Annotated in this window: 22 protein-coding genes; 14 read left to right on the top strand and 8 right to left on the bottom strand. The window is 59.9% G+C overall.

Annotated features, from left to right (window positions below; translation table 11 throughout):
* Nucleotides 1–13: 13 nt before the first annotated feature.
* Complete coding sequence (locus IEW18_RS17635) at nt 14–1,078, bottom strand: fatty acid desaturase family protein (protein WP_188559193.1); 1,065 nt, start codon at nt 1,076–1,078, stop codon at nt 14–16.
* 190 nt (nt 1,079–1,268) lie between these two features.
* Complete coding sequence (locus IEW18_RS17630; protein WP_188559192.1) at nt 1,269–2,537, bottom strand: DUF3298 and DUF4163 domain-containing protein; 1,269 nt, start codon at nt 2,535–2,537, stop codon at nt 1,269–1,271.
* Between the two features lie 143 nt (nt 2,538–2,680).
* On the opposite strand from IEW18_RS17630, the gene IEW18_RS17625 reads away from it, so the two are divergent.
* On the top strand, nt 2,681–3,547 hold the full coding sequence (locus tag IEW18_RS17625) for an alpha/beta fold hydrolase (RefSeq protein WP_188559191.1): 867 nt from the start codon (nt 2,681–2,683) through the stop codon (nt 3,545–3,547).
* 211 nt (nt 3,548–3,758) lie between these two features.
* Here IEW18_RS17625 and IEW18_RS17620 read toward each other — a convergent pair whose 3' ends face one another.
* From IEW18_RS17620 to tsaD, 4 genes are all read right to left on the bottom strand, one after another.
* Entirely contained in the window at nt 3,759–4,253 is a 495-nt protein-coding gene (locus tag IEW18_RS17620; RefSeq protein WP_188559190.1) for an HNH endonuclease, read from the bottom strand.
* Between the two features lie 109 nt (nt 4,254–4,362).
* Nucleotides 4,363–5,169: a C40 family peptidase gene (locus IEW18_RS17615; RefSeq protein ID WP_229728817.1), complete on the bottom strand. Its 807-nt coding sequence runs from the start codon at nt 5,167–5,169 to the stop codon at nt 4,363–4,365.
* Nucleotides 5,170–5,341: 172 nt separating this feature from the next.
* Nucleotides 5,342–5,815, bottom strand: a complete 474-nt coding sequence (gene smpB / locus IEW18_RS17610) for an SsrA-binding protein SmpB (protein WP_188559189.1) — start codon at nt 5,813–5,815, stop codon at nt 5,342–5,344.
* Nucleotides 5,816–5,911: 96 nt separating this feature from the next.
* Complete coding sequence (gene tsaD, locus IEW18_RS17605; RefSeq protein WP_188559188.1) at nt 5,912–6,919, bottom strand: tRNA (adenosine(37)-N6)-threonylcarbamoyltransferase complex transferase subunit TsaD; 1,008 nt, start codon at nt 6,917–6,919, stop codon at nt 5,912–5,914.
* Nucleotides 6,920–7,203: 284 nt separating this feature from the next.
* Between tsaD and IEW18_RS17600 the strand changes: the two genes are divergently transcribed.
* From IEW18_RS17600 to IEW18_RS17565, 8 genes are all read left to right on the top strand, one after another.
* Nucleotides 7,204–11,796 (top strand): translocation/assembly module TamB domain-containing protein, encoded by a 4,593-nt coding sequence (locus tag IEW18_RS17600; protein WP_188559187.1) that lies wholly within the window; start codon nt 7,204–7,206, stop codon nt 11,794–11,796.
* A gap of 109 nt (nt 11,797–11,905) precedes the next feature.
* Entirely contained in the window at nt 11,906–12,793 is an 888-nt protein-coding gene (locus tag IEW18_RS17595) for a cell division protein FtsX (protein ID WP_188559186.1), read from the top strand.
* A 253-nt stretch (nt 12,794–13,046) separates the two neighbouring features.
* A complete protein-coding gene (locus IEW18_RS17590) occupies nt 13,047–13,373 on the top strand; it encodes a DUF3098 domain-containing protein (RefSeq protein WP_188559185.1) in 327 nt (108 codons plus the stop codon).
* 121 nt (nt 13,374–13,494) lie between these two features.
* Nucleotides 13,495–14,283, top strand: coding sequence for an undecaprenyl-diphosphate phosphatase (locus IEW18_RS17585; RefSeq protein ID WP_188559184.1), 789 nt, complete (start codon nt 13,495–13,497; stop codon nt 14,281–14,283).
* Nucleotides 14,284–14,416: 133 nt separating this feature from the next.
* A complete protein-coding gene (gene truB, locus IEW18_RS17580) occupies nt 14,417–15,262 on the top strand; it encodes a tRNA pseudouridine(55) synthase TruB (RefSeq protein ID WP_188559183.1) in 846 nt (281 codons plus the stop codon).
* Between the two features lie 66 nt (nt 15,263–15,328).
* Nucleotides 15,329–16,276 carry a bifunctional riboflavin kinase/FAD synthetase gene (locus tag IEW18_RS17575; RefSeq protein ID WP_188559182.1) on the top strand — a complete coding sequence of 316 codons (948 nt, stop codon included), beginning with the start codon at nt 15,329–15,331 and terminating at the stop codon, nt 16,274–16,276.
* 194 nt (nt 16,277–16,470) lie between these two features.
* Complete coding sequence (locus IEW18_RS17570; protein WP_188559181.1) at nt 16,471–17,169, top strand: CoA transferase subunit A; 699 nt, start codon at nt 16,471–16,473, stop codon at nt 17,167–17,169.
* A gap of 99 nt (nt 17,170–17,268) precedes the next feature.
* Complete coding sequence (locus tag IEW18_RS17565) at nt 17,269–17,925, top strand: 3-oxoacid CoA-transferase subunit B (protein WP_188559180.1); 657 nt, start codon at nt 17,269–17,271, stop codon at nt 17,923–17,925.
* A gap of 160 nt (nt 17,926–18,085) precedes the next feature.
* Here the strand turns inward: IEW18_RS17565 and IEW18_RS17560 are convergent, their stop codons facing one another.
* A complete protein-coding gene (locus IEW18_RS17560; protein WP_188559179.1) occupies nt 18,086–18,562 on the bottom strand; it encodes a hypothetical protein in 477 nt (158 codons plus the stop codon).
* A 314-nt stretch (nt 18,563–18,876) separates the two neighbouring features.
* Here IEW18_RS17560 and IEW18_RS17555 point away from each other — a divergent pair, with 314 nt between their 5' ends.
* Both IEW18_RS17555 and IEW18_RS17550 read left to right on the top strand, forming a co-directional pair.
* On the top strand, nt 18,877–20,520 hold the full coding sequence (locus tag IEW18_RS17555) for a bifunctional GNAT family N-acetyltransferase/carbon-nitrogen hydrolase family protein (RefSeq protein ID WP_229728833.1): 1,644 nt from the start codon (nt 18,877–18,879) through the stop codon (nt 20,518–20,520).
* Between the two features lie 256 nt (nt 20,521–20,776).
* The gene (locus IEW18_RS17550) at nt 20,777–22,792 is read left to right on the top strand and encodes a DUF4394 domain-containing protein (RefSeq protein ID WP_188559177.1); all 2,016 of its coding nucleotides are present in this window, start codon (nt 20,777–20,779) and stop codon (nt 22,790–22,792) included.
* An 84-nt stretch (nt 22,793–22,876) separates the two neighbouring features.
* Here IEW18_RS17550 and IEW18_RS17545 read toward each other — a convergent pair whose 3' ends face one another.
* Nucleotides 22,877–23,614 carry an RDD family protein gene (locus tag IEW18_RS17545; RefSeq protein ID WP_188559176.1) on the bottom strand — a complete coding sequence of 246 codons (738 nt, stop codon included), beginning with the start codon at nt 23,612–23,614 and terminating at the stop codon, nt 22,877–22,879.
* Nucleotides 23,615–23,719: 105 nt separating this feature from the next.
* Between IEW18_RS17545 and IEW18_RS17540 the strand changes: the two genes are divergently transcribed.
* From IEW18_RS17540 to IEW18_RS17530, 3 genes are read left to right on the top strand one after another with little or no spacing between them, the layout of a single operon-like run.
* Nucleotides 23,720–24,670: a stage II sporulation protein M gene (locus tag IEW18_RS17540; RefSeq protein ID WP_188559280.1), complete on the top strand. Its 951-nt coding sequence runs from the start codon at nt 23,720–23,722 to the stop codon at nt 24,668–24,670.
* Between the two features lie 49 nt (nt 24,671–24,719).
* Nucleotides 24,720–25,751: a hypothetical protein gene (locus IEW18_RS17535; RefSeq protein WP_188559175.1), complete on the top strand. Its 1,032-nt coding sequence runs from the start codon at nt 24,720–24,722 to the stop codon at nt 25,749–25,751.
* Between the two features lie 10 nt (nt 25,752–25,761).
* A complete protein-coding gene (locus IEW18_RS17530; RefSeq protein ID WP_188559174.1) occupies nt 25,762–26,577 on the top strand; it encodes a DUF4129 domain-containing protein in 816 nt (271 codons plus the stop codon).
* Nucleotides 26,578–26,582: the final 5 nt, after the last annotated feature.

Raw genomic sequence — 26,582 nt, 5'->3', positions numbered from 1 at the left:
TAGCTTGTTTATTCTATGCCCGCCCCAACTCGCGCAAGTGGGCTACGTGCGAAGCTACGGCGTAGCGCATCTTGGGGTACTCGTTGTACTCCACGCCGAACTCCGCGCACATCTGGCGGATGATTTTGTTCAGGGCGGGGTAGTGCACGTGGGAGATGTTGGGGAAGAGGTGGTGCTCGACCTGGAAGTTCAGGCCGCCTACCAGCCAGCTAATGAGCTTGTTATCGGTAGCGAAGTTGGCGGTGGTTTTAATCTGGTGGATGGCCCACTCGTCCTCAATCTTGCGGGTGGTTTCGTGAGGCACCACGAAGCTGGTGTGCTCCACGGTGTGGGCCAACTGGAACACAATGCTTAGCGTGAAGCCGGCTACGGCCATGAACACCAGGAAACCGACCAACCAGCTTACTACACCAACCATATAAATGGGCAGGGCCACGAACAGGCCGAGGTGCAGCACTTTAAAACCCCAGAATACGCCCTGGTCGGAGGCCGTCATCTTCTTGATGGGCATCTCCCCGATTTTACCGCGGAAATACTTCTGGTAGTCCATGTAGAAAATCCAGGCGATGAACAGCAGAGCGTAGAAAAACCAGAAGTACAGGTGCTGGAAGCGGTGGAGCTTGCGGCGGGGCTGCTCCGGGCTCAGGCGCAGCCAGGGCTGGGCGTCGAGGTCATCGTCCACGCCTTCCACGTTGGTGTACATGTGGTGGATAAGGTTGTGCTTGGCATTCCACATGTAGGAGTTGCCGCCCATCACGTTCAGGGTAAAGGCGGCAAACTGGTTCATCCACTTCTTCTTGCTGAACGAGCCGTGGGCCCCATCGTGCATGACGTTGAAGCCGATGGCAGCGCCAATAAATCCCAGCAGAGCACATTCGGCCACGCCCACCCAAGCGGTAGGCGTCCAGAACACGAGGTGCAGGTACACGGCGACAAAGGCGGCCGTTAGCAGCAGTGCTTTGAAGAACAGGGCTTTACCCCCCGTGGTTGATTTGCCGGCTTCGGCAAAATAGGCGTTGGTGCGGCGCTTCAACTCCTGATGAAAGGAGCGGGAAGCCGCGAATTTGGGTGCTTGCATAGGGGGTGGTCAAGAAGAACTAAGACAAAGATACCGGTTCAGGTTTCCTCTTTGGCGTTTGGGGTAGGAAAGGCGGGATTTTGCACCGCCCAGGCTGGCCCGTTTGCCAGAACCAGGCGGCCACCTTCGTCGATTTCGCCAGCCATGAAGGGCCGGGCCACCTCTGTAAGCCCAAGCAGCCGCGCTTCGTTCATTTCTGCACCACCTCTGCTCCACCGGCAAGTGGTAAATCTGGCTTCAGCAGGGGCCGCAACCCCGACACCGGCACGAACACCCGGATTTCTCCTTGGGCAAAAGAAGCTACTTCATAGGGCGAGTACACGAACACAGCTCCCCCGCTGGTTAGGTACACGTTGCGGGTAACTGGCAACGTATTTTCGAATAGCGCATCAGAAAGCGGCTGCTCGGGTTGCAGGCCCAGAACCGGGCGTGCGTAACGTCCCAGTAGCTGCTCGAGTTGGGCCTCGGAACCGGCGCGAAAAATATCGGGGTAGCGGAGGACACGGCCCGTGCGGGTATCGTAGCTACAAACGGTGGTGCCGTAGTTGCCATGGGCACCACCGCTATAGTCATAGTTGAAATACCCGATGCTCAGTAAACTTCCCTCGTTCCAGAGCACGTAGGTGCTGGTCTGCTGCTCGTAGCGTAGGGTGGCAAGGGGGCGGTAGCTGCTGGTATCTTCGTCCAACTCGGTTAGCATGGGGCCAGCTTCCTGCTGATAATCCTTGGTGAAGCTGCTGAGTTGTTCTTTCCAAAATGCGTCCAGGGTAGGCGCCGGGCGGGTAGCTAGTGAGTCGCCCCGCAAGGTTCGCAGCAGGTTGGCCTGCAGCGTAGCCTTGCTACCCTCACCAGCGGGCAGCAAGGCGTGCAGCCCTACCCTACCGGCTATAGTGTCCTGCGGATGATTGGGGCGGGCGGGCACGGTGGCTGTGAAGCTGCGCGAAACCAACTCGATACCTGCGGGCACGTGTACCCGGCGCAGCACCATGGCTTTTCCAGCGCGGGTGCCTAGTAAGTTGGAGCCGTGCAGGGCAAGAAGCCAGCGCGGGCCATTCTGCTGTTGCGCTACTGCGTCAGTACGTACATCCCGCAGAATGAGGCTATCAGTGCCGGCCGACAGGTTCCCCATCACTTCATACGGGTGTCCATCGGCGGCAGTATAAAAGCCGACAAGCCGCCCCGGCGAGGCTTCTCCCAGGCCCTCAGGCAAGCACTGTAGGTGCAGAGTGATGCTGTCAGGAGAGCCCGGCAGCACGCTCCGGTATTGCCAGTACCAAGTGCCCGGCGAGTCGGTGAGTTGGGCGCCACTGGCCGCTACGGGCGCCTTGGCAGTGGCAGACTGGGCGGCGGAAGTATCCGGGCTGGAATTGCAGCCGCTTAGCAGTAATGCCAGGGTAGCAGCGGCGGAAAGTAGCAGCCGCACAGGGGCCTGCTGGCACGAAACAAAGGAGAGGTTCATTGGGCCAAAGAACGCAGAATTCAGGCTCTTTCTGTGCTGCTGTGCAACATCTTGGCATCCGTCTATCCTTGGGTAAGCCCAAGCGTATGTACAGACATTGTATCCTTTGTACGCTGTTCCAAACACCTTTTACCTTCTTTCTTATGAGCTACATCAAAGCAGGCCAAGACACCAATGGCGAGGACGTTAAACTACACTACATTGACCAGGGCCAGGGCAACCCCATCGTGCTGATTCACGGGTGGCCCGCCACCTACGAAATGTGGGAGTACCAGCTGGCCGAGCTGCCCAAGCACGGCAACCGGGTAGTGGCCTACACCCGCCGCGGGTTCGGCAACTCCTCCAAAACCTGGGAGGGCAACGATTACGACACATTTGCCGACGACCTGAACGCGGTGCTGGAAACCCTGGACTTGCAGAACGTAACGCTCGTGGGTTTTTCTATGGGCGGGGGCGAAGTGGCCCGCTACATGAGCCGCTACGGCGGAGCCCGGGTAGCGCGCGTAGCCTTCGTGGCGGCCGTAACCCCCTTCCTACTCAAAACCGACGACAACCCCGACGGAGCCGACAAGTCGGTGTTCGACGATATGGTGGAGAACATCCGCAACGACCGGTTCGATTTCCTGCAAAGCTTTGGTAAGAAGTTCTTCGGTGTGGGCGTGATTAAACACCCCGTTAGCCAGGCTACCCTTGACTGGATGCAGGCTATGTGCCAACTGGCCTCGCCCCGTGCTACGGAGCAATGCGTATACGCCTTTGCCGCCACCGACTTCCGCCAGGATTTGGCTTCGCTAAAGGTGCCTACTCTCGTTATTCACGGCAGCAGCGACGAAACCGTGCCGCCGAAAAACAGCGGCGAGCGGATGACCCAATATGTACCGCATGCCCAGTTCGTGGAATACGGCGGCGCTCCGCACGGACTTTTCGTGACTGAAAAGGAACGCCTGAACCGCGACCTATTAGCCTTTGTCAGCGGGGGTACTGTAGGCGGCACATCTGACCAGTACTAGGCTTCGTTTCCGACCGTAATTACACCAAAGCGCCCTTGGCAACCAGCCAGGAGCGCTTTGGCATTTCTCCACCCAGCAGTAGGCCGTTCATAAGCAGAGGCTCTACCACAGAGATTGTAGGTCAATAACCACAGGAACATCATGCCGAGCACAGCGGTAGCAACGCTGCCGAGCACAAAAAAACCGGCCAGCCGTTGGGCTGCCGGTATGGTTAGTGAAGATAGGGGTGCCAGTTCTGGTCGAGAGTGCCGGCGCTAAGTTTGAGAAAACCCGTGAGGGTAGGCTTTTTGGGCTGCTGCCTGATGGTGAGGCCGGCTTCCTGGGGGGTGCGGTGGCCCTTGGCGTGGTTGCACCGCGCGCAAGCCGTGAGCAAGTTAGCCCAACTCGAGTCGCCGCCCCTACTTCGGGGCAGTACGTGGTCCAGGGTCAGGTTTTTCGTGGAGCCGCAGTACTGGCACTCGAAATGGTCCCGCTTCATAACGTTGTGCCGGCTCAGGGCAATGCCCTTGTAAGGCACCCGCACGTAGCGCTGCAACCGAATAATGCTGGGCTTGGGAAACGCCTTGCTTACCGTGCGCAACACGCCGTTTTCCGACTTGGCAATCAGTTCGGCTTTTTCTAAAAACAGAAGTACGAAGGCCTTCTGTACACTGCACAGCGTAATAGCCGTGTAGTCACCGTTCAACACAAGCACTTTTTGGTCCATACACGCTAAGAAAAAGGAATCTGGTCTGGCAGAAAGCTAGATGATTCTTAGCGTATTAACAATAGCTACCCGGTTTAGTTCGGTAGGTGAAACCGGACAACCAACCGGGCTATTCGTCGGGTAAAATTCGCTTAATCAGGCGCAGCTTGTGGCTGTACTTCTGCTGGTCGCGGCGGAAGATGCCGTTGTGGTCCAAAGGGTCGATGCGTACTTCCCCGCTGGCGTGAATAATCTGTTGGTCATCTAGCAGCAGGCCCACGTGAATGATGCGGCCCTCGGCGTTATCAAAGAAAGCCAGGTCGCCGGGGCGGGTTTGGGCCACGAAATGCACGGGCTGCCCCAGGTTGATTTGCTGGTGGGCATCGCGCGGGAGCTGCACCCCAATCAGGCCGTAGAGTTGCTGCATCAGCCCCGAGCAGTCGATGCCAAACAGGGTTTTGCCGCCCCACAGGTAGGGCGACTTTAGAAACGTCAGGGCCATTTTCTGCAGCAGCCGCAGGCGCTGGTCGGCGGGGCCGTGGGGGCCGTGCCCGTTCTGGGGGTTGGTGGCGGCCCCGTTATAGAACAGCTGCCGCTCGCCCAGGCGCAGGGTCATGCCGTCGAAGAAAGGCAAGCGCGTACCTAGCGTCACCGGAATGCGGGTGGCCTCGTCGCTGACCATCTGCACCACATCCAGGGTGCGGGGGTGGTCCTGGGCCTGCCAGGCCTGCAGGTACTCGGCCGTGACGGGCAGGTGCTGCTTGCCATCAATCCAGCCCACGTACTGGTCGGCGGCGAGTTTAATCTGGCGCCACTGCTCCTGGGCGCGCAGAATGGTATAGCACTCTCCGAAGATAAGCTGGGTGACAATTTCGGCCTTATCGGAAGGTTCGGCTCGTACCGGCACGGCGCTCAGGGCGCAGATTCCGTAATCCAAGACGGTGAACTGGTGAGATGGTGAAATGGTGAGTTGCTGTTCACCATGCGCAGAAGTAGACTACCTACGTAGGTAGTCGGCTGCTAATATACGTACGCGAAGCTCCCGCTTAATCGGCAACCAGCCAAACATCTGCCCGAAAACTCACTAAATCACCATTTCACCCTCTCGCCTAATAGTCCCGGGCGCGGTCCATTTCGCGCTTCTGGTCCTTGGCTTTGAGGTCGTCGCGCTTGTCGAAGAGCTTTTTGCCTTTGGCCAGGGCAATTTCCAGCTTGGCAAAGCCCCGCTCGTTCACGAACATGCGGATGGGAATGATGGTCAGGCCCTGCTCCTGGTTTTTGTTGGCTAGCTGCTTTAGTTCGCGCTTGTTGAGCAGAAGCTTGCGGGCGCGGGTGGGCTCGTGGTTGTTGTAGGTGCCCTCGGTGTACTTGGCAATGGTCAGGTTGTGCACCCACAGGCTGCCGTCGGGGTGGAAGGTGCAGAAACCGTCCTGAATCTGGACGCTGCCCTCCCGGATGCTCTTGATTTCAGTGCCTTGCAGCATAATGCCCGCGTCGTACTTTACCAGGAAAGCATACTCGTGGCTGGCGCGGCGGTTGAGAATATTGACACGCTTGGGCGTATCGTCTTTTTGTTTGGCCATGGAAAAGGGCCGCTGTAAGAGCGGTGTAAGCAAGATTCGCAAATGCGCGGGGCAAGGTTGCGAATAATAACAGAGGGTAGTAGAAAAGCCGCTGCGCTAGGCCAGCTTCAGGCGCGGGTCGGAGCTGACGAGCTGATCGGCAAAGTCGCCGGCCTGGTACTGAAACTGAGCCGTCATGGCCACCATGCCCGCGTTGTCGGTGCAATACTGGAAGGCCGGAATAAATACTTGCCAACCCTGAGCCTGGGCCTCGTCCTGCAGAGCCTGGCGCAGGCCGCTGTTGGCGGCTACCCCACCGGCCAGGGCAATCTGGGTCAGGCCCTGGTCGTGAGCGGCGCGGCGCAGCTGGCGCAGCAAGGTTTGGATGATGGTGTGCTGAATGCTGGCGCACAGGTCCGGGAGGTTTTCCTGGATGAAAGTGGGGTTCTGCGCAGTTTCTTTTTTCAGGAAGTAGAGCACCGCCGTTTTCAGCCCGCTAAACGAGAAATCGTAGCCGGGCATGGCCCCAACCGGAAATGGAAAGCGCGTTGGGTTTCCTGCGCGGGCCAGCTTATCTAAGTGCGGCCCGCCGGGGTAAGGCAGGCCGAGCAGCTTGGCGGTTTTGTCGAAGGCCTCACCGGCGGCGTCGTCAATAGTCTGGCCGATGATTTCCATGTCCAGGGCGCTGCGCACCACCACCAGCTGGGTGTGGCCGCCGCTGACGGTCAGGCACAGAAAAGGAAATACGGGCCGGGGCGCGTCAATAAAGTGGGCCAGAATGTGGGCCCGCATGTGATTCACGGCAATCAGCGGTTTGCCCAGGGCCAGGGCCAGGGTTTTGGCGAACATGCCCCCTACCAGCAAGGAGCCCAGCAAACCCGGTCCTTGGGTGAAGGCTACGGCATCGAGGTCTTGCTTGCGGATGCCCGCTTTCTGCAGGGCCGCTTCCACCACCGGAATCAGGTGCTGTTGGTGGGCCCGGGAGGCCAGCTCCGGTACTACCCCACCGTACTGCTCGTGTACTTGCTGGGTAGCCACCACGTTAGAGCGGATTTCGCCGCCGGCCAGTACGGCCGCCGACGTATCGTCGCAGGAAGACTCAATGGCGAGAATGACGGGATGCATCTTTTGAGAAGCTAGGAGCTAGGAGGTGAAAGCTAGGAGGCAGCAGCAAGCCAGAGAGTAGCCTCTGAGAGGGTAGAACAAATTCTAACTTCTAGCTTCTACCTCCTAGCTTCCGGGCAACAAAGGTCGGGGCAAAACACCACATTGCCGCTTTCCGGCGTTTTCCGTTAACCCTGGCCCCGCTGGTAACGTTTTTGCGCGGGGCTGATTTGCCAGGCAACGGTCGGGGTGAACCCTGTATCTTTGCTTCGGGCTGCCTGCCGCTTCCCCTGTTTCGCCTGTCCGTGCCTCGTTTTCTGTCCGTAACGCTCAAGGTTCTGTTTGCCCTGCTCCTGCTGGTTATGCTGGCGGTGGTGGGTGCCTTGGTGGCGTTGCGCGTGCCCAGCGTGCAAACCAACCTGGCCAAGCGGGCTGCCAGCATCCTTACCGACAAGCTCGGCCAGCAGGTAATTGTGGGCCGGGTAGATGTGCGCCCGTTCTCGCGGGTGCTGCTGGAAGGCGTGCGGGTGCTGGACAGGCGCGGCAACGAGTTGTTCAACATTGGTCGGGCCGACGCGGATATTCGCCTGTTTACCGTTTTCGACCCCAGCCACTTGCACGTGGGCAAGCTCACGCTGGAAGAGCCGCGCTTCAACCTCGTAACGTACAAGGACCAGCCCGACTCTACTACCCTTACCCAGTTCATCAGCTCCATCAAGCGCCTGCTGGGTCCGCCGGACACGACCAAGGTCAGCAAGCCCTTCGATTTCAAGATTGAGGCCATTGGCCTGCGCAACGGCCGCTTTGTGCTGGAGCGCCACGACGTGCCCCGCATCCCGGAGTACGGCCGTACTATGGACTACGCCCACATGCAACTGGACAGCATCTACGCCGATGCCGACCAGCTCTGGTTTAAGGGCGACACGATTCACGCCAACATCCGGGGGCTGCGCACCGTGGATACGCCCAGCGGCACCCGCCTGCGTGAGCTGACCTCGAACATGACCTATGCCGGCAAGTTCTGGGAGTTTGACCAGCTGATGCTGCGGGTGCAAAACAGCCAACTCCACGACTACCTCCGCTTCGAGTACGACCATTTCCTCAACTTCACCGACTTCAACGACTCCGTAAAAGTCATTGCCCGCCTGCAGCCCAGCCGCGTTTATTCCGACGACATTGCCAAGTTTGCGCCCCAGAAATTCATGCGGGAGCTAAACGAAACCGTGCTGATTTCGGGCCAGGCCAAGGGCTACGTGCGCAACTTCACCACCAAAAACCTCGACATCCAGTACGGGCGCAACTCCCGGGTGAAGGGCGACATTAACGTGGAAGGGCTGCCGAATTTCAAGGAGAGCTTTATAGAAATGCGCCTGCAGCCTTCCGTGGTCGATGGCCGTGACATTCGGCGCTACATTCCGGCTTCGGGCTGGCCCTACGTGCAGCGCCTGGGCACAGTGCGGCTGAAAGGCCAGTTCCTGGGGTTCTACAACGACTTCGTGGCCAACGGCTCCTTCCAGACGGCCCTGGGCTCGGTGGTATCCGACGTGAACCTGAAGTTTAAGGACGACCCACGCTTCTCCAGCTACGAGGGCCAGGTGCGCACCACGGGCTTCCAGCTGGGCAAGCTGCTGGGGGATGAAAGCTTGGTGCGCGACATCACCATGAACGGCAAGGTAGCCGGCGTAGGCTTTGATGCGCGCACGGCCCGCCTGACGGCCAATGCCACCGTGCAAAGCATCTGGCTCAATGGCTACCGCTACCGCAACATTACCACCAACGGCAAGTTCAGCCGCGAGTCGTTCACGGGTACCCTGGCCGCCAACGACCCCAGCCTGCAGTTTGATGCCGACGGTACCATTGACCTGAACAGGGCCCGGCAGGCTTTCGACCTGCGGGCCCGGGTGCGCCGCGCCGATTTGCGGGCCCTGGGCCTGACCAGGCAAAGCGTAACGGTAGCCACTACCGCCGACGTAAAGTTTCAGGGCCTGAAGCTGGACAACTTGCTGGGCTACGCGCGGTTACGCAACTCGCGCCTGAGCTACGCCGGCCGCACCGTGCCCGTCGACACCCTCGACATCATCAGCCGCTACGGGGGCGGGCAGCGCCGGCTTACGGTGCGCTCCGAGGTGCTGAACCTGGATTTGGCCGGCAACTTCACGCCTACCACCGTTATTCGCGACGTGACCACGCTGGTGACGGAGTACCGCCTCAACTTCCAGAGCCACGACGCCGACATTGCCGCCTACTACCGCCGCAAGCGCCAGCGCCCCCTCCCCGACTACCAGATTGCCCTGAACCTGTACCTGAAGCGCCCGAACCCGGTCGTGCGCTTGTTCATGCCCCAGCTGTTCATTTCAGACTCTACCCGCATCGACGGCTCCTTCCGCAACGGGCAAACGTCTATTTTTCAGCTCGGGGGCCACGTGGATAATTTCCGCTACGACAGCCTGCAGCTCCTGGACAGCGACTTTGAACTCAACACTTCCAAGCTGCCCTACCAGCCCGAGGTGCTGGCCCAGGCCAACATTACCTCGGCCCGGCAACGGGTACCGGGGCTGGGCGCTACCGAGAAGTTCTACGTGGAAGGCGTCTGGGACCAGGAGCAGATCAACTTCTCTACCTCCCTGGCCCAGACCGGCACCACCAACAAAGCCCAGATCAACGGCGCGCTGGCCTTCCTGGAGGACGCCGTCAAGATTACTTTCCGGCAGTCGGGCGTAAACGTGCTGGGCAAGGAATGGGCCATTGCCCCGGATAACTCCCTGCTGATTTCGGGGGGCGGCAAGGAGTTTGACTTTCAAAACGTGACCCTGAGCAACGGCAGTCAAAGCATTAGCGCCCAGGGCTTTCTGTCCCAAAACCCGAACAAGCCGCTGGCCCTTACCGTCAAAGACTTTGAGCTCTCGACCCTGAACGGGCTGACGGGCGGGCAGAAGTTTGCGGGCCGGGTAAATGCCTTGGGAACTATTAGCGGCGTGTACGGGCCTCTGGTTATCAACTCCTCGCTAAAAGTCGATTCCTTGCGCATGGATAACGTGCTCATCGGCAACGTGCAAGGCCGCGGCGACTGGGACAACGGCGCCAAGCGCCTAGCCGTGAACCTGGACGTGGAGCGGGACCAGCAGCGGGCTGTTACCGTAACGGGCACCTACACGCCCAGCGCCGAAACCCAGCAGCTCAACCTGACCGGCGTGCTCGATAATGCGCCGATCAAGCTGGCCGAGCCTTTCCTGAACACGTTGTTCCGGGATTTGCAGGGCACGGCCGTGGGCACCCTGCGCCTGAACGGCAAGCTTTCCGCCCCGGTTCTCACCGGCAACCTCGACGTCACGGACGGGCAGCTGACCTTCATCTACCTGGGCACTACCTACACCTTTGCCGACCGGATTCGCTTCCTGGAAGACCGGATTGCCCTGCAGAACATTGCCGTCCGCGACCCGCAGGGCAACACGGGGGTAGTAAACGGCAGCATTTTCCAGCGGGGCTTCCAGGACATGCGCCTGGATTTGAACGCCTCGTTCCGCAAGCTGCAGGTGCTCAATACTACCCGCAAGGACAACGAGCTGTATTTCGGCCAAGCCTACGCCACGGGCACGGCCATCGTGCGCGGCCCCGCCGACAACCTGTTTATGAACGTGACGGCCCGATCTGAAGCGGGTACCCGCGTTTCGCTACCCTTCGATAACACCGCCAAGGCCGAGCAGGCCAAGTACATCAAGTTCGTGAACCGTAACCTGCCCGATACGGCCCGCACCGCCCGGGTAGAAGTAGCCGGCACCACCGACCTCTCGGGTATCCGGCTGAACATGAACCTGGACATTACGCCCGATGCCTACGTGGAGCTGCTGCTGGATGAAAGCACCGGCGACATTATCCGGGGTACGGCCGCCGGGCAGCTGCGCCTGAACATCGACACCCGCGGCGACTTCAACATGTACGGGCAGGTCGAGATTGTGCGCGGGGCCTACAACTTCACCCTGCAGGGGTTGGTGAACAAGGAGTTTGTGGTGCGCCCCGGCGGCACCATATCCTGGAACGGCGACCCGCTGGCGGGGGAAATGAACGTAACGGCCACCTACACCCAACGGGCTTCCCTGGCTCCCATCGTATTTAACACCGGCAGCGGCCCCACCAACGCGGCCGTGGTGCCCGTGACGGCCGTGATGAACCTGACGGGGCCCCTGCTGCAGCCCATTATCCGGCTTAATCTGGAGTTTAACGACATTCCTTCCTCCCTGGAAGGCGACCTGGCACCCTTCCTCTCCGCCATCCGCAACGATGAGCAGGAGCTAAACCGACAGGTGTTCAGCCTGGTAGTGTTCCGGCAGCTGACGCCGGTAGGCTCCCTGGCCGTAACCCGACTGGAAGGTGGCAACAATGCCCTGGGCAACAGTTTGGGCCAGATTATTTCCACCCAGCTGGGCCTGCTTACCTCCCAGATTGACCCCAACCTGGAAATCAGCTTTAACCTCAACGGGTTGACGGCCGAGGATTTGCAGGCCCTGCAGCTGCGCCTGAGCTACTCCTTTTTGAACGGCCGCCTGCGCGTTACCCGCGAAGGCAGCCTGGGCAGCAACGTGGGCAACGGCGTAGCCGGCGGCGACGGCACTCAGCCCATTGCCAACGCTCAAAGCTCCCTGCTCGGCGACCTGAGCCTGGAGTACTACCTGCGCCCCGACGGGAAATTCCGGGCCAAGCTGCGCTACGAGACGACCCCGCGCGACCTGACCGGCCTGAGCCAGGCCAACCAGACCCGCGCCGGCGTCTCGCTGCTGCACACCGAGCAGTTCGACTCGTTCCGGGAGCTGGTGGCGCGCAAGCGCCTGCGCCGCCGCGACCAGAACGCCCGCAAAGCCCGCGAACTTCAAATCGACGACGACCCAAGAACTGTATTGTGAAATAGTGAGGTGGTGAAATGGTGAGTTTGTTGTTCAAACTGCACCACCTGCACCGATAGCGCCGCCAGAACACCAAACTCACTATTTCACCACCTCACTATTTCACCCTATGAACCGACCCACCCGCAAGAAGAAGCTGGGCAGCTACCCGCACACCATGGTGGTGTTCAGCATTACGCTGGCCCTGCTGGTGATTGGCTTGTTCGGGCTGCTGCTGATTCATGCCCACAAGATTTCCACGCTGGTCAAGGAGAACCTGGAAATGCAGGTGTACCTGGAGCGCGGCCTGCCCGAAACTCAGCTACTGCGCCTCCAACAGGACCTCTCCCGCAAGCCCTACGTCGCCGTGAAAGCCCGGCAGCCCCAGGTGCGCTTCCTTTCCAAGGAAGAAGGCGCCAAGCAGCTCATCGACCAGACCGGCGAGGACTTTCAGCAGTTCCTCGGCGACAACCCCCTGCGTGATGCCTACCTCTTGAAAATCAACGCTGATTACGCTGATGCTCAAAACCTGGCCCGCATTAAACAGGAGCTGAAGCAGGAGCCGGGCGTATTCGAGGTGGAGTACGTGGAAAGCCTAATCACTTCCGTCAATAAAAACCTGCGCAATGTAAGCCTGGTGCTGCTGGGCTTCGCGGCGGTGCTGACCTTTGTGGTGGTGGTGCTTATCAACAACACCATTAAGCTAGCCCTGTTCTCGCAACGCTTCCTGATCCGGAGCATGCAGCTGGTGGGCGCTACCTCTTCCTTTATCCAGTGGCCCTTCCTGCGGCGAGCCGTGTGGCAGGGCCTGGTAAGCGGCGTGCTGGCCGGTCTGCTGCTGCTGGCCCTGCTGCAATACGCCTACTTGCAACTGGAGGAGCTACGCCTCTTCCGCGACGAGCAACTAATTGGCGTGTTGGTGGCGGCCCTTATTGTACTGGGCATGGGCATTGGCTTTCTGAGCTCCTGGCGCGCCGTACGCAAGTACACGGGCATGTCGCTCGATGAATTATACTAGAGCCCAGAGAGTAGTGAATGAGTACCGAAGTAACCTATTATGGCGAGGCAAAACCGAAGCCATCCGCTTTTTTGCCCGCTACCTGACGACCTGACAAGCCCTCGACGGCCGCGCCAGCAGGAAGGCTCGTCAGAATAGCAGGTTTCTCCCAGCCGTGAGGACGGCTGGCGCAGGCCCGCTTCCTCTCCATAACAACACGTTACTAAGTTACCATTTCACCAACTCACTATTTCACATTCCCTACCTTTGCCCTATGGAACCGAACACAACTCCTCGCTTTGCTTTCGGGCCGCGCAATTACCGGCTGATGTTTATTGGGCTGGCCGTGTTGGCCGCGGGCTTCATTACGATGATGCTGGACTCGGAAGATTACGGCGAAGGGTTTCTGGGCATCACGCTGGGGCCTATTTTGCTGGCCATCGGCTTCGTGATTGAGTTTTGGGCCATCATGACGCGCCCGGGCAACACGGCCCCGGCGGCGCTGGATGCCACTACCACCACTACCGTGCCCTCCCAGCCCGTACCGGCCGCGCCGGTGGCGCCCGTAGTGCCCCCACAAGCTCCTACTTACAAGCGTTAATTTACTTGGGTCTTGGGGGCTTCGGGCCTTGGTTGATGGTTAGACAGCGTTTGCGTGTTGTCGTTGGCCGTCGACCAAGACCCGAAAGTCCGAATCCCCCAAGCCCCCTATTGCATACCGTATGTCGTACTGGCACGCCTTGCTGCTGGCTATTGTGGAAGGTCTGACCGAGTTTCTGCCCGTTTCCAGCACGGGACACATGATTATCGTCGCCAACTTGCTCGGCATCGGGCAGCTGTCCTTCACCGATACTTTCATTACGTCCATTCAGTTTGGCGCTATTCTCTCGGTAGTCGTGCTCTACTGGCGGCGCTTTCTGCAGAGCGTTGACTTTTACCTGAAGCTGGCGGCGGCCTTTATTCCCTTCGGCATCCTGGGTTTTCTGCTCAAAGACGTCATTGAGGCGCTGCTCAAGAACGTAGCCGTGGTGGCCTGGTCCTTGGTGCTGGGCGGCGTGGTGCTGCTTTTTATCGACCGGCTTTTTACGGGGGAGCGGAAACAGGTTACCACGCCCAGCTTCGCCCAGGCCGTGCGCATTGGCCTGTTTCAGTGCATTGCCCTGATTCCGGGTGTGTCGCGCTCGGCCGCTACGATTGTGGGCGGCCTGGCTCAGGGCTTCGACCGGCGTTCGGCGGCTGATTTCTCTTTTCTGCTGGCCGTGCCCACCATGTTCGTTATTACGGCCTACCAGCTCTACAAGACGTTTAAGGTAGCAGCCCCGGGCGCCCAGGATATTAAAGTGCTGCTTTTCGGCAATGCCATAGCCTTCATTGTTGCCCTACTGGCCGTCAAGTCCTTCGTTGATTTTGTGTCGCGCTTCGGGTTCCGGGCTTTTGGCCTGTACCGCATTGTGGTAGGAGTTACCATTCTGGTGATGCTGGCCCTCGGCATTCCCCTGCAGATTATCTAAGTACTTCCGGTTGTGCTTCCGGCGCAAAAGGAATTTGGGTTCAGGCATGTAGGCAAACCCAGCTCCTCTGCGGCGGAAGCGCACCTAGCTGATTGTTAAGGGAGTAGCCAGCGCTCCTACCCCGTCTTTTTCTATGGAACACCCCGAACAACCTGCCGCGCCCCTGCCTTCCGAGGGGGCCGCTACCTCGCTTCCGGCCTTCGACTTTGAAGCCGGGGAAGTCCTCTTGGTAGACAAGCCCCTGACTTGGTCTTCCTTCGACGTGGTGCGCAAGGTGAAGAACACGCTGCGCATCAAGAAAATCGGGCACGCGGGTACGCTCGACCCCCTGGCCACCGGCCTGCTGATTTTGTGCACGGGCAAGAAAACCAAGGAAATCGACCAGATTCAGGCCCAGGAAAAGGAGTACACCGGCACGTTCCGCCTGGGCCAGACAACCCCCAGCTTCGATCTGGAAACGCCCGTGGATCAGGAACTGCCTTACCAGCAGCTGACTGAGGAGCAGTTGCGGGCTGCCCTGCTACCTTTCATTGGGCTAATTGAGCAGACGCCGCCGCTGTTTTCAGCGGTGAAGATCAACGGAGAGCGGGCCTACGAAGTGGCGCGCCGGGGCGGCGAGGCGGAAATCAAGAGCAAGCAGATTACCATTCGGGCGTTCGAGTTAACGCGCATAGCCTTGCCCGAGGTTGACTTCCGGGTGGTGTGCTCCAAGGGCACTTACATCCGCAGCCTGGCCCGCGACTACGGCGCGGCCCTGGGCTCCGGCGCCCACCTGACCAAGCTGGTGCGCACCCGCATTGGGGAGTACCGCCTGGCCGATGCCCTGACCATGGAGGCCCTCCAGGCCCTGCGCCCCCCGCGCCCGGCCGGCGAAGCCGAGCGCCCGGAGCGCCCCCGGCGGCAGCGGCAGCCGGAGCGCCGGGCCGGCCTCGATTACTTCAACGCCACCCACGCTCCCGCCGCCAACGAACCCGAGTAGGCCGTAGCCAGTACACCCTAACGCCGTACGGCTCCCTACCTTACTACCTTCACCATCTTACCGCTGATGCACATCATCCAGGACCCCACGCAGTTTCCGCACCTTGGCAATGCCGTGGTTACCAGCGGCACCTTCGACGGGGTTCATGTGGGGCACCAGCAAATTCTGCGGCGCCTGCACGAGGTAGGGCAGCACACCGGCGGCCCCACGGTGGTTATCACGTACTGGCCCCACCCCCGCCTAGTGCTGGCTCCACCGCCCTCCCACCCCGAACCCCTGGACCTCTACCTGCTCAATACCTTGGAGGAGCGCAGCGCCAAGCTGGCCGAGCTCGGCGTTGATTACCTGCTGATTATCCCCTTCACCCGCGAGTTTGCGGCCTGGACCTCCGAGCAGTACATCCAGAACATTCTGCTGCGCACGGTGGGCGCCCGCACGTTGGTGATTGGCTACGACCACCGATTCGGTAAAAACCGGGAGGGCGGCTTTGAGTACTTAAGTCAGCACTCTGACCGCTACGGCATGAGCGTGGAGGAAATTCCGCGCGAGGATGTGGACGCCGTGGGCGTGAGCAGCACCCGCATCCGCCGGGCCCTGGAGGCCGGCGACGTGCAGACGGCCAACCGTTACCTGGGCTATGCCTACCCTCTCACGGGCCTGGTCGTGAAAGGCCGACAGCTGGGCCGCACCATCGGCTGGCCTACGGCGAATATCGTCTGCCCCGAGCCGCTGAAGCTGATTCCGGCCCGGGGCGTGTACGCTGTGCGCGCCACCACGGCGGCCGGTGTGACTTACCCCGCCATGCTCAACATTGGGGTGCGCCCCACCGTGGCCGGTGGCCTCGACCAAACGGTAGAAGCTCACCTGCTGGGCTTCGAAGGCGACCTGTACGACCAGAATCTGAGGGTAGAGTTTGTTGCCCGTCTGCGCGAGGAGCAGAAGTTCAACGGCCTCGATGCCCTGAAAGCCCAATTGGCTCAGGATGCCGAGGCGGCCCGGCTGGCACTGGGGTAGCCACAGCATACAAGGAGGAACGTCATTCCGAACGGAGTGCGGAATCTCGCGTGCTGATGTCGGCCAATAATAGGGCTGACAGCACGCGAGGTTTCTCATTCCGTTCGGAATGACGTTCTTTTTTCCTGTTACCTCGTCCCGCCTTACCAACCCTCCCGCTTCCGTATCTTGCTGCCCCAACACTTTCCCACCCTATGATTAACAAAGTAGTAGCCGGTCCGGCCGAAGCCCTGCGGGGCCTCACCGACGGCATGACCCTGATGCTGGGCGGCTTCGGCCTGTGCGGCATCCCCGAAAACTCTATCCAGGAAATTCTGCGCCTGGGCGTGCGAGGCCTCACCTGCATCAGCAACAATGCCGGCGTCGATGATTTCGGCATTGGCCGTCTGCTCCAGACCAAGCAGGTGCGCAAGATGATTTCCAGCTACGTGGGCGAAAACGCCGAGTTTGAGCGCCAGCTGCTCTCGGGTGAGCTGGAAGTAGAGCTGATTCCGCAGGGTACGCTGGCCGAGCGGTGCCGGGCCGGCGGCGCGGGCATTCCGGCCTTTTACACCCCGGCCGGCTACGGCACGGAGGTAGGCCAGGGCAAGGAAGCCCGCGAGTTCAACGGCAAAATGTATTTGCTGGAAACCGCCCTGCACGCCGATTATGCCTTCGTGAAAGCCTGGAAGGGCGACACGGCCGGCAACCTCATCTACAAAGGCACGGCCCGGAATTTCAACCCCATGATGGCCACGGCCGGCAAAATTACGGTGGCGGAAGTAGAAGAGCTGGTACCCGCCGGTGAGCTGGACCCCAACCAGATTCACACGCCCGGCATCTATGTGCAGCGCATTTACCAGGGCCAGAACTACGAAAAGCGCATCGAGCAGCGCACGGTCCGGCAGGGGTAATGAGGTGATGAGGGGAAAGGCACCAAGCAGTAACTGCACCCTGCCTTTCCCCTGAGTCCTTTTTAACCTCATCACTTCATCACCTTTCACTTCCTTACCATGTTAGATAAACACGGCATTGCCCGGCGCATTGCGCAAGAAGTAGAAAACAACTCCTACGTCAACCTCGGCATTGGTATTCCCACGCTGGTTGCCAACTATATTCCGGCAGGCATCAACGTGGAGCTACAGTCGGAAAACGGGTTGCTGGGCATGGGCCCCTTCCCCACCGACGACCAGGTAGACCCCGACCTGATCAACGCCGGTAAGCAAACGGTAACTACCCTACCCGGCTCCAGCCTCTTCAGCTCCGCCGACTCCTTCGCCATGATTCGTGGCGAGCACGTGGACCTGACCATTCTGGGCGCCATGGAAGTTTCGGAAACCGGCGACATTGCCAACTGGAAAATTCCGGGCAAAATGGTGAAGGGCATGGGCGGCGCCATGGACCTGGTGGCCTCGGCCAAGAACATCATCGTGGCCATGCAGCACGTAGCCAAGGATGGCTCCAGCAAGCTGCTACCGGCTTGCACCCTACCCATTACGGGCCTGCGTTGCGTGAAGAAAATTGTGACGGAGCTGGCCGTGCTGGATGTTACGCCCGACGGCTTTGTGCTGCGCGAACGGGCCCCCGGCGTAACGGTGGAGCAGATTAAAGCCGCCACCGCGGGCAAGCTGGTCGTGCCCGATGAGGTACCGGAAATGACCGGGGTGTAGGTAGCGCGGTAACACGTAAAACCGTTTGTCATCCTGAGCATCGCGAAGAACCTTGCCACGCCGGAACGAGTCGTCTTAACGATTGTCTTGCTAACGGGATAAGGTCCTTCGCCATGCTCAGGATGCCAGACGGTTTTTCTTTTCCTGCTTCTGCCCTTACCTACTGCGAGTTGAAAAACGCCTTGGCCATGATGTGCTTGGCGGCTTCCAGGGTAAAGTGGGAAAAGTGGCGACGGAAGTGATTTAGCGCCTCCGGCGGGGTGAGGCCACCGGCTCGTACGGCTTCAGCAAGGTACAAGGCCAGCGTGTCGGGTTGGCCAGTTAAGGCGGGAAACTCGTGGTGGTCTTTATAGCGGCTCAGAATCTGTACCCGCAGCCCTGAGGTAGCACCCGGAACTTGCCGCAGCAGCCGGTCCATGAGCAGCTGCACTTCATCCATGAACATGGTGCGAGCCAGGCCGTGCGGGGCGGGTACGGCTTGGCCTGCTACGGCGGTCAGCAGCACGGCCGCGGGGCTTTCCGGGGCCCAGCGCGTAGTATCGGGCGGGGCGCACAGCCAGGCCGTGGGCGGAAACGCCTCCGGAGCCCGCAAGATGCGCTCCAAGGTTTGCAGACGTCGTTCTTCGGGCGGTAGCATACGGCAAGGTACGACGATACCGGCGGATGGGGACGCGAAGCAACGTTGGCCAAGGCCGGGGTAGTGGCATCCTACCCGCGCTTATCCTCCTTCCGTTGGGGCTACGGTAACCCGTGCTGCGTTTCTGCCAAGGGCGTAAATGAGTCTTTTTACCACTAAACTTGTTATGCCGTCGTAAGACAAGCGCCGCGCTCGGCAAACCGGGCGGTATCTTTGCGCTTCTTCCTCCGACATTCTCCTCTGACAGTTATATGGCAACGAGTTCAAACGGCAAGGCTGGTGGCAGCCACGCCAAAAAACAAACCTTACCCGGCATGCCCCAAAACCCGGAGCTGCTAACGCCCACGGCCATTCCGGCCCACAAGCTGGTGCTGCGCACGCTGAAGCGCGGCGATTTCAAAGCCGTGAAGGAAATCATGGACAAGGTGTACTCCAACATGGAGGGCTCCTGGTCGCAGGACGAGTACAACGCCCTGCTCAAAAAATTTCCGGAGGGCCAGATTTGCATCGAAGACAACGGGCAGGTAGTGGCCGCGGCCCTGGCCATCATCGTGCAGTATTCCGACTTCGGCGACCGGCACACCTACGCCAAGATTACCGGCCACGGCAAGTTCAACACCCACAACCCCGACGGCGACACGCTCTACGGCGTGGACGTGTTCGTGGACCCTGAGTACCGCTCCCTGCGCCTGGGCCGCCGCCTCTACGACGCCCGCAAGGAACTCTGCGAAAACCTGAACCTGCGCGCCATGGTAGCCGGCGGCCGGATTCCGGGTTACGCGGCCTACGCCAACGAAATGACGCCGGCCAAATACGTGGAGATGGTACGGGCCAAGGAAATTACCGACCCCATTCTCACCTTCCAGCTTTCCAACGAGTTTCACGTCCGCAAAATCATCCGCGGGTACCTGCCCTACGACTCCGAGTCCAAGGCCTACGCTACCCTGCTGGAGTGGATTAACGTGTACTACGACGAGGAATCCGACAAGCTGATCGGCAACCAGAAGTCGAACGTGCGCATTGGCATTGTGCAGTGGCAGATGCGGGCCACCAAAAACCTGGAGGACTTCTTCCAGCAGATGGAGTTTTTCGTGGACACTGTGTCGGGCTACAAGGCCGACTGCGTGCTGTTCCCGGAGTTCTTCAACGCGCCCATGATGGCCCTCACCAACGAGGAGTCGCCTTCGGTGGCTATTCGCTCGATGGCGGCCTTCACCGAGCCCATCAAAACCAAGATGATGGAGCTGGCCGTGAGCTATAACATCAACGTCATTGCCGGCTCCATGCCGCTTTATGATGATGGCAAGCTCTACAACGTGAGCTACCTCTGCCGCCGCGACGGTACCGTGGACGAGCAGTACAAGCTGCACGTCACGCCCGACGAGGCCAGCTACTGGGGCATGCGCGGCGGCGATAAGCTGCGTTGCTTCGACACGGATTTCGGCAAAATCGGCATCCTGATTTGCTACGACGTAGAGTTTCCCGAACTCTCCCGCATGCTCTCGGATGAGGGCATGAAGATTCTGTTCGTGCCTTTCTGGACCGATACTAAGAACGCCTACCAGCGCGTGCGCCTGTGCGCCCAGGCCCGGGCCATCGAAAACGAGTGCTACGTGGCCATTACCGGCTCGGTGGGCAACCTGCCCCGCGTCGAGAACATGGACATTCAGTACTCGCAGTCGGCTGTATTCAGTCCTTCGGATTTTGCCTTCCCTCACGACGCCATAGTGGCTGAAGCGACGCCGAATACGGAAATGACCCTGATTGCCGACCTGGACCTGGACCTGCTCAAGGACCTGAACACCAGCGGGGCCGTGCGCAACCTCCGCGACCGGCGCAAAGACTTGTACTCGCTGAGCTGGGCCAAGAAAACCGAGCGCGACGACGAGCTACTGGCTCAGGGTGAGGAGCGCGCCCCCAAAAGCACCAGCCGCCGTAAAGCGGTAGCAGCGGGCTAATCATCTGCCCGTCAGCAGCAAAGCACTTCCTGTTTCTAACGGCCTGTCAAGCATATTGACAGGCCGTTTTGTTGTTTGCTAAGAGTATAGCTTTTTGGCTTTTAAGCGCTGAAGCCGGCTTTTTAGGCGAATAGAATTAAAAACAAATTAATTACAGCTGGGTGTAAAGCCAGAATTTGCTCAACGCCGTATCTATACCAGCCTATATAGGCTTTCCACCTTACGCCTTCATTCATTCACCACTTCTACTTATTCCATGTTTACACATTCTACTCGCCGGAAGGCAGCCCGTCGGGGCGGCTTCCTGTTGGGCGTTATGGCCCTGGCTGCCACCGTGGGTACTGCGCAAGCCCAAACAGTTTATGGTCTGTCTGTTACCAGCACACCCGCAGTAACCAGCTTAGTCTCCTTTGACATTGCAACTCCCGGCACGCTTACGGCGGCCCTGCCCATCACGGGTATCACAGCTGGCCAAACGCTGGTAGGTATTGATTCCCGCCCGAACACGGGTGAGCTATTCGCACTGGGTTATAACCCCACTGGCACGGTAGCTCAGCTGTACATCATCAACACCACTACGGGCGCTGCTACCACAGTAGGTGCTGCTCTTACCCTCGATTTGGGTACTAACCCTAACCGTATTGGCTTCGATTTTAACCCTACCGTTGACCGCATCCGGGTTACGGCCGGCAACCGCACCAACTACCGGCTGAACCCCAACAACGGCGCGCTGGCCGCCACCGACGGGCAACTGACCTACGCCACCGCTGACGCCAATGCGGCCCAGACGCCGGGCATTGGCTCTTCGGCGTACACCAATAGCTACATTGGCGCTACCGGTACTACCCTTTATAACCTCGACGAAGCCAACGGCCGTTTGGTTATACAGAATCCGCCAAACAACGGCACACTCAACACCGTTGGTGCGGGTACGCTGGGTGTAAGCCTGAATGCTGCCACCCAGGTGTCAGATCTTGATATCTATTTCAACCCCACCACGCGCACGAACACCGCCTACCTGACCGTAGCCAATAATGCCAGTGCCACGGCCGCCACTACCACTCTCTACACGGTAGATCTGACTACGGGCGCGGCTACCTCGGTTGGTGCTATTGGCACCGGCGCCCTGGTTAACGTCACGGATATTTCCTTCCAGATTAGCCGCCCGGCTACCCTGCCGGCGGTAACGGGCCAGCTGGCCTACGCCCTGACCAGCAACAACAACCTGGTTACCTTCGACACCGCCATGCCCGGCACCATCCGGACTTCGGTGGCCATTACGGGGGTAGCCGCTACCCAGACGATTGTGGGCATGGATGTGCGCCCCCTGAACAATGCCCTGTACGCCCTGGGCTACGACGCCACGGCGCAAACCGGCCAGCTCTATACCATCAACGCAACTACCGGAGTAGCCACCGTTTTGGGTAGCGCCCTGGCGCTGCCCCTGGGCACGGGCAGCGTGGCGTTTGACTTCAACCCCACCGTTGACCGGATTCGGGTGGAAGGCGTAAACCGCGCCAACTTCCGCATCAACCCCAATGATGCATCTGCCGCTCCTACGGTGGATATGATGCTCAACTACGCCACCGGCGACGCGAATGCCGCTGCTACCCCGGCCATTGGCTCGGTAGCTTACACCAATAGCTACCCCGGCGGCGTTGGTACTACTGCTACCCCCCGCACCACTACCCTTTTCGGGTATGATGAGGTTCTGAACGTGCTGGTACGCCAGGCCCCGCCAAATGATGGCACCCTGAATACCGTTGGCGCTTCGGGCGTAACGGTTACGGCCGGTGCGAACGTGGACATGGATATTTTCAGCACGGCTGAAAACGTAAATACGGCGTACCTGGTGGCTGCTACCGGTGCTTCCACCAACTCCAGCCTGTATTCCCTGAACCTGACCTCGGGCGCGGCCACGGCTCCCATGCTGATTGGTAACGGCATTGCCGTGCGCGACCTTGCCATTGCCGGCGCGGCCGGCGTAACTACCGGCACCCGTCGTGCCGAAGTTGCTACGGGCTTCTCGCTCTACCCTAACCCCGTAAGCGCTACTTCGCAGTTGAGCTTCCGCCTGCCCCGTGCTGGCCAAGCTGAACTGACACTCGTTGATGCCTTGGGCCGAACGGTAGAGCGCAAAGCCGCCGGAACGCTGAATGCCGGCGCCCACACGCTGGATTGGAAGCCTGCCAACCACCGCCCTGGCGTGTACTTCCTGCGTTTGACCGTAGATGGCCAGTCGGCTGGCACCCAGCGCGTAGTAGTTCAATAAGCTGCGCCTACCACAAAAAAGAGCCCCGCTACCTAAGGTAGCGGGGCTCTTTTTTGTGCGCTGTTACTCAGAATTCCGCGCTGGTTAGCCGTGGGCACTGTCGCGGGCGGCGAAATAGGCATGGTCGCGCAGAATGGTGCGCAGAAAGGGCTCATCGTGCAGGTCGGTCTGGATGCCGGTGACGCCTTTTACTTTGCCGGCTACCTCGTTAAGCAGCACGAAATCGTCGCGCCGGGTGGCTTGGTGCAGCAGCCGGCGCACCAGCGTTACATCGTGGTCAGAAAGCAGGGCGGCCTGCTGAAACACCGGCTGGTAGCCGAGTGGTACCTGGGTTTCGGCCGTAATGGCTTGCACATCGGGCGTACGCGGGCGCAGGCTGACTACGGTGGTACCGGCAGCCAGGTCGCCCAGGCGCTGGCCCCGGCCGTTCAGTAGGGTAGCTACCAGAGCCAGGGAGCCCAGGGTCAGCCCAATTTCTATTAGCCCAATCAGCCAGCGCAGCAGGTAGTCGCCGAGGCCGGGGCGGCTGCCATCGAGGCGGGCTACCTTGAGGTGGCGCAGCTGCTTGCCCAGGCTCTGCCCGTTGAAAAAAGCCTCGCAAATGGGATGATACACCAGCAAGGGCGCCGAGATGAGCACGTAGTACAGAATCCGCTGCTCATCCGAAGAAGTAGTGAGCTGCTCAATCAGAAACCCGATTACCAGTGCCCAGAGGCCCATGACCAGCAAGTCCAGCACCTGGGCTACTACCCGGTCGCCCACGCTGGCGGCTTCATATTCCAGAACAACGTTTTGGGTAGTGTGAATGCGAATCGTGCTCATAAAGTAAGAAAATGCCCCGCCAAGGGCGGCCTGAATCCTGTATATTTAGCCCGGCGCGCCCCGCGGGCCAGGGCTTATAGCTGCCGCGGAGGCAGAATGTTAGTTATGCGCGAAACGGTATTCTTACGCCTGAACCAGGCCCGGTGGCAACAGTACGAGGCAATGCCGCCGGCCGGCCCCGATGAGCTGGCCCGGCGCTACGTGGAGCTGACCGACGACTTGTCGTACGCCCGCACCTTTTATCCGGACTCGGCTACCACCAGCTACCTCAATAGCTTAACGGGCAAGCTACACCAGGCCCTCTATAAAAACAAAAAGCAGGAGACGAACCGCCTGGGCCACTTCTGGCGCTACGAACTACCCGAGCTGCTGATCCGCCACCATCGGGTGCTGCTGGGTACGCTAGCCTTTTTCGTGCTGGCAACCTTCATGGGAGCATTGTCGGCGGCCCGCGATGAGACCTTTGTGCGCGTGGTGCTCGGCGACAACTACGTGAACCAGACCTTGGCCAACATTGAGAAGGGCGACCCCATGGCCATTTATAAGGGCGAGGAAGAAACCGTAATGTTTCTGCAAATCACGCTCAACAACGTGAAAGTGGCTCTCTACGCCTTTGCCGGAGGCATTACCGGTGGGTTGCTTACGCTGGTTATGCTATTTAAAAATGGGGTGATGCTGGGTTCCTTCCAGTATTTTTTCTATCAGAAAGGGGTGCTGCTGCCCTCGGTGCTTACCATCTGGATTCACGGCACCCTGGAAATATCGGCCATTGTGCTGGCGGGCGGGGCGGGTGCCGTCATGGCCCAGAGCCTACTGTTTCCGGGCACCTATTCCCGCCGCGACTCCCTGCGGCGCGGGGCCCGCGACGGCATGAAGCTGGTGCTGAGTTTGGTCCCGATTTTCGTGGTAGCAGGCTTTCTCGAAGGCTTTGTTACGCGCCATACCGAAATGCCGCTGTACGCCAGCCTGAGCATTATTGGCGTATCGGGGGCTTTTATTCTGGGCTATTTCGTGGCGTATCCGTGGTGGCTGCACCACCAGCGCCCGGCCGCCTGATTTTCTACATTTTTCCGCTTGCTTACTGGCCTCCATTTTACCTTTTTTCATGCGCCACCTCGCGTTTACTAAACCCACTGATTTTCTGCGCGAGCGGGATTTCAGCCAAAAAATTGAAGCCACCTTCGACTTCATTCGCGTGCATGCTACCCCGCTGGGGCGGGTACTAGCCACGCTGGTGCTTCCCTTGGCCTTGGTTACCGGCATCGGGGTTGGGCTGCTGCAAGGGCAGATGCTGTCCACTTTCGGCGACATGGCCCGCCAGGCCCGGCAGGGGTTGCCCCGCGACATTCTCCCGCCCATTTTCACTTCGCCTAGCCTCTGGATAACCATGCTGGGCGGCCTGCTGCTGCTCGTGGTGCTGCACTTGGTGGTGTACGGCTACGTGGTGTTGCGCGCCGGTAAAGCTGACCCCGACGCGCCGGTGACGCCCGCCGAGGTCTGGGCTCTGGTGAAAAGCCGCTTCCTGGGCATGATTGGCTCTTTTATAGGGCTCGTATTCGTTTTTATTGCGGGCACGATGCTCATTGGTTTCGTCATGAGCATTGTTGGCGTTGCGCTGGCAGCGGTGGCAGGAGCCTGGGTTGGCATTGCTACTGTGCTGAGCCTCTATTTCTTTATGATTTACGCCATGGTAGCACTGAGCCTATACTTTGTGGTGTGGCTGCGCGAAGGCCGCGGTTTTTTTGGCTCGATTCAGCGCTGCTTCCAGTTGGTTTGGGGCAAATGGTGGTCCACGTTTGGCCTGATCATGGTTATGTTCCTGATGCTGTGGCTGATTATGGTGCTGGTGCTGGTGGCCCTATCTACGGTAGGCCTGCCGTTTACGGATCTACTGAGTGGGCGCGCCACCGATTTTTCGCCCCTCGTACGGGTGCTGTTAATTGTCTATTCCGCCATCCAGACGCTGATTTCACTAGTATTTTACCCGCTGATCATGATTGCCATCTGCTTCCAGTACTTTAACCTGGTAGAGCGCCGGGATGGCGAGGGCACCCGGTTGCTGGTTGACTCCATTGGCCAAACTGCCCCCACCGCTGCCCCGCAAGCCCTGCGCCCCGACGACGAAGGTGAATACTAACCGGCATTATGTGGGCTTGCGACGCAGCAGCTCGGCGCTCCTGGCCGGGCTGCTGCTGGCCGGTATGGTAGGTGCGGCCCGCGCCAGCCAGCCGCCCAAGCCCGTTCTGGCCCCGCCCCCACCCGACACGCTGGCAACCGCGGCAGCCCGCTCTAGTTTTGTAACGCTACCTGCCGACACCCGGCCCGTCGGCCCGGTACGTGTTCCGCAAGCGGCCCGGCTGCGGCAGTTGCGCGGGCAGCGCGAATTCCAGTACGCCGAACCCGAAACGCCGGAGCCGGGCAGTGGTAGCAGCCTCTGGTCACGGTTTTGGTGGCGGCTGGTCCAGTGGTTTCTGGGCCTGTTTTCGGGGCCGGGTTACGAGCACGGCGGGCGCTACGTGGTGTATGCGCTTTTTGGGGCGGCTTTTCTCTACGTGGTGCTACGGTTGCTGCGCCTTGATTTGACTGGCTTGTTTCGGCGCCCGGGCAAAGTAGTAGCCTTGCCCTACGACACGGCCGGGGAACAAATTCACGGCGTTGACTTTGAGGGGGCGCTTGCCGAGGCGGAAGCCACTGGCAACTACCGGCTGGCGGTCCGGCTGGGCTACCTGCTCAGCCTGCGCCACCTCACGGAGCGGGGCCTGATCCGGTGGCAGCCCGACAAAACCAACCACGATTACCTGCGCGAGCTGCGCGATACACCCTGGTTTACCGAGTTCCAGGAGCTAACCCGCCAGTTTGAGTACGTGTGGTACGGCGAGGCCCTGCTTACTGCCCCGGCCTACCCTGCCCTGCGCCAGGCTCGCCAGGAATTTATTCGCCACCTTACCCGCGCTGCGGCCTGAGCTTA

The organism is Hymenobacter glacieicola, assembly GCF_014640315.1.
In the GTDB taxonomy this organism is placed as follows: Bacteria; Bacteroidota; Bacteroidia; order Cytophagales; family Hymenobacteraceae; genus Hymenobacter; species Hymenobacter glacieicola.
This window is presented reverse-complemented; position numbering and strand designations above follow the sequence as displayed.

What these genes read in the sequence shown, in the direction of transcription:
- IEW18_RS17545 (WP_188559176.1), bottom strand. Translation starts at nt 23,614, where the DNA reads ATGAGCACGATTCGCATTCACACTACCCAAAACGTTGTTCTGGAATAT.
- IEW18_RS17595 (WP_188559186.1), top strand. Translation starts at nt 11,906, where the DNA reads ATGAACCGACCCACCCGCAAGAAGAAGCTGGGCAGCTACCCGCACACC.
- IEW18_RS17620 (WP_188559190.1), bottom strand. Translation starts at nt 4,253, where the DNA reads ATGGACCAAAAAGTGCTTGTGTTGAACGGTGACTACACGGCTATTACG.
- IEW18_RS17590 (WP_188559185.1), top strand. Translation starts at nt 13,047, where the DNA reads ATGGAACCGAACACAACTCCTCGCTTTGCTTTCGGGCCGCGCAATTAC.
- IEW18_RS17550 (WP_188559177.1), top strand. Translation starts at nt 20,777, where the DNA reads ATGTTTACACATTCTACTCGCCGGAAGGCAGCCCGTCGGGGCGGCTTC.
- IEW18_RS17570 (WP_188559181.1), top strand. Translation starts at nt 16,471, where the DNA reads ATGATTAACAAAGTAGTAGCCGGTCCGGCCGAAGCCCTGCGGGGCCTC.
- smpB (WP_188559189.1), bottom strand. Translation starts at nt 5,815, where the DNA reads ATGGCCAAACAAAAAGACGATACGCCCAAGCGTGTCAATATTCTCAAC.
- IEW18_RS17575 (WP_188559182.1), top strand. Translation starts at nt 15,329, where the DNA reads ATGCACATCATCCAGGACCCCACGCAGTTTCCGCACCTTGGCAATGCC.
- tsaD (WP_188559188.1), bottom strand. Translation starts at nt 6,919, where the DNA reads ATGCATCCCGTCATTCTCGCCATTGAGTCTTCCTGCGACGATACGTCG.
- IEW18_RS17540 (WP_188559280.1), top strand. Translation starts at nt 23,720, where the DNA reads ATGCGCGAAACGGTATTCTTACGCCTGAACCAGGCCCGGTGGCAACAG.
- truB (WP_188559183.1), top strand. Translation starts at nt 14,417, where the DNA reads ATGGAACACCCCGAACAACCTGCCGCGCCCCTGCCTTCCGAGGGGGCC.
- IEW18_RS17630 (WP_188559192.1), bottom strand. Translation starts at nt 2,537, where the DNA reads ATGAACCTCTCCTTTGTTTCGTGCCAGCAGGCCCCTGTGCGGCTGCTA.
- IEW18_RS17635 (WP_188559193.1), bottom strand. Translation starts at nt 1,078, where the DNA reads ATGCAAGCACCCAAATTCGCGGCTTCCCGCTCCTTTCATCAGGAGTTG.
- IEW18_RS17560 (WP_188559179.1), bottom strand. Translation starts at nt 18,562, where the DNA reads ATGCTACCGCCCGAAGAACGACGTCTGCAAACCTTGGAGCGCATCTTG.
- IEW18_RS17555 (WP_229728833.1), top strand. Translation starts at nt 18,877, where the DNA reads ATGCCCCAAAACCCGGAGCTGCTAACGCCCACGGCCATTCCGGCCCAC.
- IEW18_RS17625 (WP_188559191.1), top strand. Translation starts at nt 2,681, where the DNA reads ATGAGCTACATCAAAGCAGGCCAAGACACCAATGGCGAGGACGTTAAA.
- IEW18_RS17565 (WP_188559180.1), top strand. Translation starts at nt 17,269, where the DNA reads ATGTTAGATAAACACGGCATTGCCCGGCGCATTGCGCAAGAAGTAGAA.
- IEW18_RS17585 (WP_188559184.1), top strand. Translation starts at nt 13,495, where the DNA reads ATGTCGTACTGGCACGCCTTGCTGCTGGCTATTGTGGAAGGTCTGACC.
- IEW18_RS17535 (WP_188559175.1), top strand. Translation starts at nt 24,720, where the DNA reads ATGCGCCACCTCGCGTTTACTAAACCCACTGATTTTCTGCGCGAGCGG.